The sequence below is a fragment of the Streptomyces sp. NPDC054975 genome, from assembly GCF_053609105.1.
Window position 1 is genome coordinate 91,701 of record NZ_JBSGWV010000023.1, and the last position, 10,971, is coordinate 102,671.

Genomic DNA, 10,971 nt, shown 5'->3' on the forward strand with positions numbered 1-10,971 from the left:
ACCACCAAAACCCCTACCTCTTGGTCGCCCCCCCCCCCCCCCCGCCCACAAACCCCCCGGCCCACCCCAACGTCGGCCCCGCGGGTGGGGGGCGGCCGCCCCCGGGCCGCCCCCTCTCAGCAATCTGTCGTCAGCCCTTCACACAGATGACCTGCTTCAGCTTGGCGACGACCTCGACCAGGTCCCGCTGCTGTTCCATGACCTTCTCGATCGGCTTGTACGCACCGGGAATCTCATCCACGACGCCGGAGTCCTTACGGCACTCCACGCCCCGCGTCTGCTCCTCCAGGTCCCGCGTCGAGAAGCGCCTCTTCGCCGCACTCCGGCTCATCTTCCGGCCGGCGCCGTGCGAGGCCGAGTTGAAGGACGCGTCGTTGCCGAGCCCCTTCACGATGTACGAACCGGTGCCCATCGAGCCCGGGATGATCCCGTACTCACCGGAGCCGGCCCGGATCGCGCCCTTACGGGTGACCAGCAGGTCCATCCCCTCGTACCGCTCCTCCGCCACATAGTTGTGGTGACAGGAGATCACCTGGTCGAAGGACACCTTCGCCTTGCGGAACTCCCTGCGGACGACCTCCTGGAACAGAGCCATCATGACCGCGCGGTTGTACTTCGCGTACTCCTGCGCCCAGAAGAGATCGTTCCGGTACGCCGCCATCTGCGGGGTGTCCGCCACGAAGACCGCCAGATCGCGATCCACGAGCCCCTGGTTGTGCGGCAGTTTCTGCGCCTCGCCGATGTGGTACTCGGCGAGCTCCTTGCCGATGTTCCGCGAGCCGGAGTGCAGCATCAGCCACACCGCACCCGACTCGTCGAGACAGAACTCGATGAAGTGGTTTCCACTTCCGAGCGTTCCCATCTGCTTATGGGCCCGCTCATGACGGAACTTGACCGACTCCGCGATCTCGTCGAAGCGCGACCAGAAGTCGTCCCAGCCCGCCGTCGGGAACTGGTACAGCCGCGACGGATCCACGTCGTCCCGGTGCATCCCCCGCCCCACCGGAATCGCCTGCTCGATCTTCGACCGCAGTCGCGACAGGTCCCCCGGCAGGTCGTTCGCCGTCAGGGACGTCTTCACCGCCGACATCCCGCAGCCGATGTCCACACCCACCGCCGCCGGGCACACCGCCCCGCGCATAGCGATCACCGAGCCGACCGTCGCGCCCTTGCCGTAGTGCACGTCCGGCATCACGGCCAGGCCCTTGATCCACGGGAGGGTGGCCACGTTGTGGAGTTGGCGCATCGCGCCGTCTTCGATCATGGAAGGATCGGTCCACATCCGGATGGGTACCTTCGCACCCGGTACCTCTACATACGACATACTTCCTCGATTCCCCCAAAAGCCTGATAACGCAAAAACCGGCTCCAAGGCCCGTACAGGTGACGACGGACCGGCATCAACGGCAGCGCGTGCGATAGACATTGTGTCCACCGACCGGTATCCGGCGGCAAAGGGTTTTCGGGGAAGTCTTCGGGAGAAGGGAGCCTGAGAGCGTGCAGCGACAGGCGTACGTACCCGGACTGGCAGCGCTCGGCGCGGCGCTCGTCCTGGGGCTCACCGGATGCTCCGCCGGTGCCGGCTCCGGCGCCGAGGCAGTCGACTCCAAGGCCGGTCCGGCCGCCCCCGCCGCTCCCCCCGGCCGCTACCGCACGCTCTTCGAGCCCTGCGGCGCCGTCCCTCAGAACACCCTCCGCGACCTGCTCCCCGGCGCGGCCCAGCTCCCCGACGACGAGCGGGACGCGGCGTACCGGGGCAGTGCCGACGTCACGTACGACACCGACCGTCGTGTCGGTTGCAGCTGGAAGGCCGACACCCCGGACGCGATGCACCGGTTGCGGCTCGACATCGAGCGGGTGGTGTCGTACGACCCGACGGTGAGCGACGACGATCGCGCGCAGGAGGTGTTCTCGCGTAAGCAGGTCGCGGCGAACCTCCCCCAGCCGCCGCCGAGCCCGACCCCGACGGGGACGACTCCCAGCGCCCGGGCGTCCGGCACGCCGAGCGGGACCACGACGCCTCCCGGTACGTCGCCGGGAACTCCCGACGGGAGCTCGGGCGGCCCGTCCACCGGTAGCCCCTCCGGCGCGGCCACCACCGGTCTGGAGCCTCGTGTCCTGGAGGGTCTCGGGCAGGTCGCGTTCCTCGACGACGCGCTCAGCGCGGGTGGCGCGAACGGCCGGCACCGGACGGTGAGCGTGGTGTTCCGCACATCCAATGTGATCGTGACGGTCGAGTACGTGGAGCAGACGACGGGTTCGGCGGATGCTCCCGACAGCCGGGAACTGCAGGAAAAGGCCCGGAATCTGGCCCGTCTGCTGGCCGAGCGCCTGGAGGAGTAGCGCTCCGGTAGGCGTTCGGATCCGCTCCGTGACCGCTCCTGGACCACGTAACGTGTCGGCGTGGTCCCCTCCCGACCGCACGCACCGCACCGCACCGGAATCCGGACCGTACGACAAGCGACTGAAGGAACCATGCACCGATCAGCCCCGCGACTCACCCGCATACTCGCCTGCGCAGCCGTCCCGGTGATGCTCGTCGTCGCCGGCTGCTCCTCGGACTCCGATGGTGGTTCGACGCCGGACAAGGGCAAGGGTTCGGCGACGCCGAGCGCCGCGCCGTCGACGAAGTCGGTCGAGCCCGCGAAGTTCGCGAAGCTGCCGGATGTCTGCAAGTCGATCTCGGAGAAGACGACCGCGAGCCTGGTGCCGAAGGCGAAGGTGAAGAACGGTACGGCGGCGGCGTCCAGCGATGTCGAGAGCCGGGGCGGCTGTTCGTGGAACGGTCTGGACGACAAGGGTGTGAAGGGCTCGCAGTACCGCTGGCTCGATGTCTCCTTCTACCGTTACGCGTCGGACGCGACCCTCGGCAGTGGTGAGAAGCGCGCCCAGGACAACTTCGCGAAGGAGTTGGCGAAGCTGCAGGCGACCGCGGGTGCGAAGAAGCTGCGTACCGCGGACGCGTCGGGCATCGGTGACCAGTCGAAGACCGTGGCGTACGAGCTGAAGAAGACGGACGAGGATTTCAAGTACGTGTCGGTCGTGGCGCGGACGGGCAATGTGCTGGTGCTGCTCACGTACAACGGCGCGGGCTACGCGGGGGCGGACGCGCCTTCGGACAAGACGGTGATGGACGGCGCGGTGAAGGCGTCGAAGGAGGCGGTCGCGGCGGTCGCGGCGGCGAACAAGTAGGCCGGGAAGCCGTCGGGCGTCGCGTACACCCGTATTTGCGCACGTTTTCGAGGAGCCTGTCCCTCCCCCGGGGGTCGGGCTCCTCGCGCGTGTGCCACGCTGTGCCCGCGAGATGTGGATTGACGGGAGGGGATCGCGGGTGGCCGCGGTGCAGCTGACACGCACGCACAAGGTGCTGATCGGTGTGGTGATCGCCGGTGCGGTGATCATCGCCGGTATCGGTTTCGCGGGTTCGTACGCAGCTGTGCGCGAGCTCGCCGTGGAGAAGGGCTTCGGCAACTTCTCGTACTTCTTCCCGATCGGTATCGACGCGGGTATCTGTGTGCTGCTGGCACTGGATCTGCTGTTGACGTGGATCCGGATCCCGTTCCCGTTGCTTCGGCAGACGGCGTGGGTGCTGACGGCGGCGACGATCGCGTTCAACGGCGCGGCGGCGTGGCCGGACCCGCTGGGTGTCGGTATGCACGCGGTGATCCCGGTGCTGTTCGTGGTGGCGGTGGAGGCGGCGCGTCACGCGGTGGGTCGCATAGCCGACATCACTGCGGACAAGCACATGGAGGGTGTGCGGCTGACGCGTTGGCTGCTGTCGCCGGTGCCGACGTTCCGGTTGTGGCGGCGGATGAAGCTGTGGGAGCTGCGTTCGTACGAGCAGGTGATCAAGCTGGAGCAGGATCGTTTGATCTACCAGGCGCGGCTTCAGGCGCGGTTCGGGCGGGCGTGGCGGCGGAAGGCGCCGGTGGAGGCGCTGATGCCGTTGCGGCTTGCGAAGTACGGTGTGCCGTTGGCGGAGACGGCGCCGGCGGGGCTGGCGGCGGCGGGTATCGAGCCGGTCCTGTTGCCGCCGCAGCCGGTGGTCGCTCAGGCGGAGCCGGTGCAGGTCCCGGCCTCGCAGTCGGCGCCTCAGCTGACGCAGGCGTCTCAGGGTTCCGTGCAGCAGCAGGGCCCCCAGGCGCCGCAGCAGGAGCAGCAGGAGCAGCAGGGGGAGCCGAATCACGACAGCCCGTGGTTCCAGGCCCAGCAGCTGCCCCCGGAGGCGTACGAAGGGTCTTACGCGCCGCAGATCGTGGAGGGTCTGGAGCCCACGCCGGTGGCGGTTCCCTATGGTCCGGAGGAGCTTCCGGTGCCGGGGCCCCGCCAGGAGCAGGGTGGTCTGGAGCAGTTCCAGGAGTATCCGGAGTACGTGGAGCCGGAGCCGCACCCGGACGAGTTCGCCGAGGCGGCCTACAAGGCGATGTGGAGCTATGTGGAGGAGAAGCAGGACTTCCCCAACGCGGAGCAGCTCGACATATGGCTCAGCGACACGTATCAGATCAACCACCCGCGCAGCGCGTCGATCCTTCGGGAGCTGACTCCGCAGCTGCGCCACCGTCTTGAGAGGGAGATGGCGGAGAACCACATCCCGTGACGGGCAGGGGGCCGGGCTTCCCGCCGCGGGCCCGTGCGTCGTGCCCTCATGGCGAGGGGCCGCCACTTGTTCGTGCCCTCATGGCGAAGGGCCGCCACCGGGTTCCCGGTGGCGGCCCTTCTGCCGTTTCTGCGGTTACGCGCCGAGCAGCTTGCGTACGCGTCCGGCGCCGACGGCGAGGAGGAGCGTGGGCAGGCGGGGCCCGGTCTCGCGGCTGACGAGGAGCTTGTAGAGCAGGGCGAAGAAGGAGCGCTGGGCGACCTTCAGCTCGGGGGTCGGCTTGGCTTCGGGGTCGAGGCCGGCCATGACCTTCGGGACGCCGTAGACGAGGGTGGTGAGGCCGTCCAGGGACCAGTGCGTGTCCAGGCCCTCCAGGAGGAGGCGCAGGGATTCGCGGCCCTCGTCGTCGAGGGAGCCGAGCAGTTCGGTGTCGGGCTCGTCGCGGACGACGGTGCGCTGGTCGGCCGGGACCTGGGTGGTGATCCAGTTCTCGGCGCGGTCCAGGCGGGGGCGGACCTCGTCCAGGCTGGTGACCGGGTTCTCGGGGTCCAGTTCGGTCAGGATCCGCAGGGTCTGCTCGTCGTGGCCGGCGGTGATGTCCATGACCGAGGCGAGCGTGCGGTACGGCAGGGGGCGCGGGGTGCGGGGCAGCTCGCCGGCGGCGGTGCGTGCGGCGCGCGCGTAGGCGGCGGCGTCCGCCGGCAGGACGGAGCCGTCGGCGACCTTGGCCTCCAGCTTGTCCCACTCGTCGTAGAGCCGCTGGATCTCCTGGTCGAAGGCGATCTTGAAGGACTGGTTGGGCCTGCGGCGGGCGTAGAGCCAGCGCAGCAGCGGCGCCTCCATGATCTTCAGCGCGTCCGCCGGGGTGGGCACGCCGCCCTTGGAGGAGGACATCTTGGCCATGCCGCTGATGCCGACGAAGGCGTACATGGGGCCGATCGGCTGGACGCCGGCGAAGATCTCGCGCACGATCTGGCCGCCGACGACGAACGACGAGCCGGGGGACGAGTGGTCGACGCCCGAAGGCTCGAAGATGACGCCTTCGTAGGCCCAGCGCATCGGCCAGTCGACCTTCCAGACCAGCTTGCCGCGGTTGAAATCGCTGAGCTTGACGGTCTCGGAGAAGCCGCACGCGGTGCAGGTGTAGGCCAGCTCGGTGGTCTCGTCGTCGTAGGAGGTGACGGCGGTGAGGTCCTTCTCGCACTGCCCGCAGTACGGCTTGTACGGGAAGTAGCCGCCGGCGCCGCCGGAGCCGTCGTCCTCGCTCGCCGCGCCGGAGCCCTCCTCGGCCTCCAGTTCGGCGGCGTCGACGGGCTTCTGGGTCTGCTTCTTCGGCGTCTTCTTCGTCCGGTACTGGTCGAGGATGGCGTCGATGTCGCCGCGGTGCTTCATGGCGTGCAGGATCTGCTCACGGTAGGCGCCGGCGGTGTACTGCTCGGTCTGGCTGATCGGGTCGTATTCGACGCCGAGCTCGGCGAGCGACTCGACCATGGCGGCCTTGAAGTGCTCGGCCCAGTTCGGGTGGGGCGATCCGGGCGGGGCGGGGACGGAGGTCAGCGGCTTGCCGATGTGCTGCTCGTAGCCGTCCTTGTCCACGCCCGGGATGCCGTTGGGCACCTTGCGGTACCGGTCGTAGTCGTCCCACGAGATGAGGTGGCGGACTTCGTGTCCCCGGCGGCGGATCTCGTCGGCGACCAGGTGCGGGGTCATGACCTCGCGGAGGTTGCCCAGGTGGATGGGGCCGGAGGGGGAGAGGCCGGAGGCGACGACGACCGGTTTGCCAGGCGCACGTCGCTCCGACTCGGCGATGACCTCGTCCGCGAAACGGGAGACCCAGTCGGTCTCGGTGCTGCTCTGAGCCACGGTCGGTACGTCCTTCTTCCTGGATGGTCTCTCTGGATGCGCTCGAAAGCCTTGCGGCCTTACGTCAGCCATTCTCCCAGACGGAACAGCCCGCTCCGAGGTTGTCCACAGTCCGAGGTTGTCCACAGGTGGAGAAAACACGTTGCCCACCCATGGGACACTTGACAAGCGATATAACCCACCACGAACCACCGACAGGAACGGAAGCTCATGGCCTCGGTCCCTTCCCTCGCTTCGACCGTGCAGCAGCGTCTCGCGGAAGGTCTCATCGCGGCTCTGCCGGAGGCCGGTTCCGCCGACCCGCTGCTGCGACGAAGCGACCGGGCCGACTTCCAGGCCAACGGCATCCTGGCGCTCGCGAAGCAGCTCAAGGGCAACCCGCGTGAGCTGGCGACGAAGGTCGTCGACGGAATCCCGGCGAACGACGTGCTGAAGGAGATCGAGGTCTCGGGCCCCGGCTTCCTGAACATCACGGTCACGGACGAGGCGATCGTCAGGACCCTCGCCGCGCGTGCCGCCGACGACCGCCTCGGTGTGCCGTTCGCGCAGGACGCGGGTACGACGGTGATCGACTACGCCCAGCCGAACGTGGCCAAGGAGATGCACGTCGGCCACCTGCGGTCGGCCGTGATCGGCGCCGCGATGGTCGAGATCCTGGAGTTCACGGGCGAGAAGGTGGTCCGTCGCCACCACATCGGCGACTGGGGCACCCAGTTCGGCATGCTCATCCAGTATCTGGAGGAGCACCCGCACGAGCTGGACCACAAGGACGCCCAGGTGTCGGGCGAGGAGGCGATGTCGAACCTCGACCGTCTCTACAAGGCCGCGCGCAAGTTCTTCGACTCCGACGAGGAGTTCAAGACGCGGGCGCGCCGCCGGGTGGTCGAGCTTCAGGCCGGGGATCCGCAGACGCTCGCGATGTGGCAGAAGTTCGTCGACGAGTCGAAGATCTACTTCTTCTCGGTCTTCGAGAAGCTGGACATGGACATCCGGGACCCCGACATCGTCGGTGAGTCGGGGTACAACGACATGCTGGCGGAGACCTGCCGCATCCTGGAGGAGTCCGGTGTCGCGGTCCGTTCCAACGGCGCGCTGTGTGTCTTCTTCGACGACATCAAGGGCCCGGACGGCAATCCGACGCCGCTGATCGTCCAGAAGTCCGACGGCGGTTTCGGCTATGCGGCGACGGACCTGTCGGCGATCCGGGACCGGGTGCGGAACCTGAAGGCGTCGACGTTGCTGTACGTGGTCGACGCGCGGCAGTCCCTGCACTTCAAGATGGTCTTCGAGACCGCCCGCCGGGCCGGCTGGCTGAACGAGGACGTGAAGGCGGTCCAGCTGGCGTTCGGCACGGTGCTCGGCAAGGACGGCAAGCCGTTCAAGACCCGTGAGGGCGAGACGGTCCGGCTGGTGGACCTGCTGGACGAGGCGATCGACCGGGCCGCGTCGGTGGTCCGGGAGAAGGCGCGTGACCTGACGGAGGACGAGATCGCCGAGCGGGGTGCCCAGGTGGGTATCGGCGCGGTGAAGTACGCGGACCTGTCGACGTCGGCGGCGCGGGACTACAAGTTCGACCTGGATCAGATGGTGTCGCTCAACGGCGACACGTCGGTGTACCTGCAGTACGCGTACGCCCGTATCAAGTCGATCTTCGGCAAGGCGGGCGACCGTACCCCGCTCGCCCACCCCGAGCTGGAGCTGGCTCCGGCGGAGCGTGCGCTCGGCCTGCACCTGGACCAGTTCGGCGAGACGGTGGCCGAGGCGGCTGCCGAGTACGCCCCGCACAAGCTGGCCGCGTACCTGTACCAGCTGGCGTCGCTGTACACGACGTTCTACGACCAGTGCCCGGTCATCAAGCCCGAGCCGCCGCAGGAGGTCGCGGAGAACCGCCTGTTCATCTGCGACCTGACGGCCCGCACGCTCCACCAGGGCATGGCGCTGCTGGGCATCCGGACGCCCGAGCGCCTCTGATCCGTACGGTCCGGGAACGGACTGTGAAAGGGCCCCGGCACGGGCGTACCGTGCCGGGGCCTCTTCGTGTCGTCTCGATCGCCGAGGTCAGCTGATCGGCCGAGGTCAGCGGATCGGGTGGGACGTCCGTCCCGAGACCTCGTCGATCTCGACGTGGGCCTTCTGGAGCAGCTGAGAGGCGAGGTCCATGAGCGCGCGTGCGCCCGCGATCTCCTCGCCGACCCGCAACTGCTCCGGGTCGGAGGGGTGCCGGTGGGCGTTGCCCTGGGCGCGGAACTCGGTGCCGTCGCCGAGCCGCACCATGGCGGCCGCCCGTGTCCGGTCGCCGTCCTCCTGGAATTCCATCTCGATGTGCCATCCGACAAGGGTGTGCATCATGAGGACCACCTCCTGAGGTACTTCCAGGGTGCGCCGCGGGGCCCTCCCTTACCAATCGGTGCGTACCTGAGATTTAAGTCGGTACTTGTGGGGCGAACGGGCCCGGAGAAGGATCGAATGCGAGCCGGACGCCGGCTCGAACCTCCGATTTCCAGCCCTGGAGCACCCCCATGTCCCGAACGTCCTCCACGCCCGTGTCCGTGCTCGGCCTCGGGATGATGGGCTCCGCCCTCGCCTCGGCCTTTCTGAAGGCCGGCCACCAGGTCACCGTCTGGAACCGTTCGCCGGCCAAGACCGGCCCCCTGGTCGCCCAGGGCGCGCAACCGGCGGCCACGACCGCGGACGCGGTGGCGGCGAGCCCGCTCGTGGTCCTGTGTGTGCTGACGAACGACAACGTCGACGAGATCCTCACCGGCCTTGGCGACTCCCTGGCCGGAAAGACCCTGGTCAACCTCACGAACGGGACGCCGGAGCAGGCGCGCGCCCTCTCGGCCCGCGCCGCGGCCTTCGGCGCCCGGTACGTCGACGGCGGCATCATGGCCGTCCCGCAGATGATCGCGACCCCGGCGGCGTACGTCTTCTACAGCGGTGACGAGGAGGCGTACGAGACGCACCGGCAGACGTTGGCGGTCCTCGGCGGCACAAGGTGGACGGGCACCGACCCGGGCCTGGCGGCGCTGTACGACCTGGGTCTGCTGACGGGCATGTACGGGATGCTCGCCGGCGTGGTGCAGGCGCTGGCCCTGGTCCGTACGGAGAACATCGGCGCCGAGGAGTACGCGGAGCTGCTGGTCCCGTGGGTCACGGCGATGCTCGGCGGTGTCGTCCCCCAGATGGCCAGGGACGTCGATTCCGGGAAGCACCTCACGGACGTGTCCAGCCTCGCCGTGAACCAGGCGGCCTTCCCCAACTTCCTCTCGACGTTCCAGGCGCAGGGCGTCAGCACCGAGCTGTTCGAGCCGCTCCAGGCCCTCCTCGACCGGGCGATCAAGGAGGGCTACGCGGAGGACGGCATGTCACGCATGGTGGAGATGCTGATCAAGCGGTGAACGGGCGGCCGAGCTTCTGGGCGACCTCGGTCGCCCAGTAGGTGAGGATCATCTGCGCGCCGGCGCGCCGGATCCCGGTGAGCGTCTCCAGGATGGCCTTGTCGCGGTCGATCCAGCCCTTCTCGGCGGCGGCCTCGACCATCGCGTACTCGCCGCTGATCTGGTACGCGGCGACGGGTACGTCCACGGCGTCGGCGACCTTCGCGAGGACGTCGAGGTAGGGGCCGGCGGGCTTGACCATCACCATGTCGGCGCCCTCCTCCAGGTCGAGGGCGAGCTCCCGCAGCGACTCACGGAGGTTGGCCGGGTCCTGCTGGTAGGTCTTGCGGTCGCCCTGCAGGGAGGAGCCGACGGCCTCGCGGAAGGGGCCGTAGAAGGCGGAGGAGTACTTCGCGGTGTACGCGAGGATCGACACGTCCTCCTTGCCGATGGTGTCCAGCGCGTCGCGGATCACGCCGACCTGTCCGTCCATCATCCCGGAGGGGCCGACGACGTGGACGCCGGCGTCGGCCTGGACCTGGGCCATCTCGGCGTAACGTTCCAGCGTGGCGTCGTTGTCGACGCGTCCGTTCTCGTCGAGGACGCCGCAGTGCCCGTGGTCGGTGTACTCGTCCAGGCACAGGTCCGACATGATCACCAGGTCGTCGCCGACCTCGGCCTTCACGTCCCTGATGGCGACCTGGAGGATCCCGTCCGGGTCGGTCCCGGCGGTACCGGCGCCGTCCTTCTTGTCGTCCTCCGGCACGCCGAAGAGCATGATCCCGGAGACCCCGGCCTCCAGCGCCTCCACGGCGGCCTTGCGCAGGGTGTCCCGCGAGTGCTGCACCACCCCGGGCATCGCGGTGATCGGCCGCGGCTCCGTGATGCCCTCGCGCACGAACGCGGGAAGGATCAGGTCGGCCGGGCTCAGCCGCGTCTCGGCCACCATCCGCCGCATGGCAGGAGTCGTCCGCAGCCGCCGCGGCCGCGCCCCGGGAAAGGTTCCGTACGAGTTCATAGCCCCGAGGCTACGCCCGCCACGGGACCGCGTCGAGCCCGATCCCCTCCAGCAACGCCCCGCCCCTTCCGCCCCAGGTCACCCGGTACCCGGAGACACCCCGGGCGGACTCACCC

At 68.8% G+C, this 10,971-nt stretch carries 9 protein-coding genes; 5 read left to right on the forward strand and 4 right to left on the reverse strand.

What is annotated here, in order from left to right; translation table 11 throughout:
• Window positions 1-130: 130 nt before the first annotated feature.
• The gene (locus ACWF79_RS21260) at window positions 131-1,324 is read right to left on the reverse strand and encodes an RtcB family protein (RefSeq protein WP_453729676.1); all 1,194 of its coding nucleotides are present in this window, start codon (window positions 1,322-1,324) and stop codon (window positions 131-133) included.
• 173 nt (window positions 1,325-1,497) lie between these two features.
• Here ACWF79_RS21260 and ACWF79_RS21265 point away from each other — a divergent pair, with 173 nt between their 5' ends.
• From ACWF79_RS21265 to ACWF79_RS21275, 3 genes are all read left to right on the forward strand, one after another.
• Window positions 1,498-2,343 carry a DUF3558 domain-containing protein gene (locus tag ACWF79_RS21265; RefSeq protein WP_453729677.1) on the forward strand — a complete coding sequence of 282 codons (846 nt, stop codon included), beginning with the start codon at window positions 1,498-1,500 and terminating at the stop codon, window positions 2,341-2,343.
• Between the two features lie 132 nt (window positions 2,344-2,475).
• Window positions 2,476-3,192, forward strand: a complete 717-nt coding sequence (locus ACWF79_RS21270) for a DUF3558 family protein (RefSeq protein WP_453729678.1) — start codon at window positions 2,476-2,478, stop codon at window positions 3,190-3,192.
• A 139-nt stretch (window positions 3,193-3,331) separates the two neighbouring features.
• Window positions 3,332-4,597, forward strand: a complete 1,266-nt coding sequence (locus tag ACWF79_RS21275; protein WP_453729679.1) for a DUF2637 domain-containing protein — start codon at window positions 3,332-3,334, stop codon at window positions 4,595-4,597.
• 135 nt (window positions 4,598-4,732) lie between these two features.
• Here the strand turns inward: ACWF79_RS21275 and lysS are convergent, their stop codons facing one another.
• Complete coding sequence (gene lysS, locus ACWF79_RS21280) at window positions 4,733-6,460, reverse strand: lysine--tRNA ligase (RefSeq protein WP_453729680.1); 1,728 nt, start codon at window positions 6,458-6,460, stop codon at window positions 4,733-4,735.
• 210 nt (window positions 6,461-6,670) lie between these two features.
• Between lysS and argS the strand changes: the two genes are divergently transcribed.
• The gene (gene argS, locus ACWF79_RS21285; RefSeq protein ID WP_453729681.1) at window positions 6,671-8,431 is read left to right on the forward strand and encodes an arginine--tRNA ligase; all 1,761 of its coding nucleotides are present in this window, start codon (window positions 6,671-6,673) and stop codon (window positions 8,429-8,431) included.
• A gap of 105 nt (window positions 8,432-8,536) precedes the next feature.
• Here the strand turns inward: argS and ACWF79_RS21290 are convergent, their stop codons facing one another.
• Window positions 8,537-8,806 (reverse strand): DUF1876 domain-containing protein, encoded by a 270-nt coding sequence (locus tag ACWF79_RS21290; RefSeq protein WP_315895382.1) that lies wholly within the window; start codon window positions 8,804-8,806, stop codon window positions 8,537-8,539.
• A gap of 173 nt (window positions 8,807-8,979) precedes the next feature.
• On the opposite strand from ACWF79_RS21290, the gene ACWF79_RS21295 reads away from it, so the two are divergent.
• The gene (locus ACWF79_RS21295) at window positions 8,980-9,858 is read left to right on the forward strand and encodes an NAD(P)-dependent oxidoreductase (protein ID WP_453729682.1); all 879 of its coding nucleotides are present in this window, start codon (window positions 8,980-8,982) and stop codon (window positions 9,856-9,858) included.
• Here the strand turns inward: ACWF79_RS21295 and hemB are convergent.
• A complete protein-coding gene (hemB, locus tag ACWF79_RS21300; RefSeq protein ID WP_453729683.1) occupies window positions 9,848-10,855 on the reverse strand; it encodes a porphobilinogen synthase in 1,008 nt (335 codons plus the stop codon). The two genes, ACWF79_RS21295 and hemB, sit on opposite strands and share 11 nt — an antisense overlap.
• Window positions 10,856-10,971: the final 116 nt, after the last annotated feature.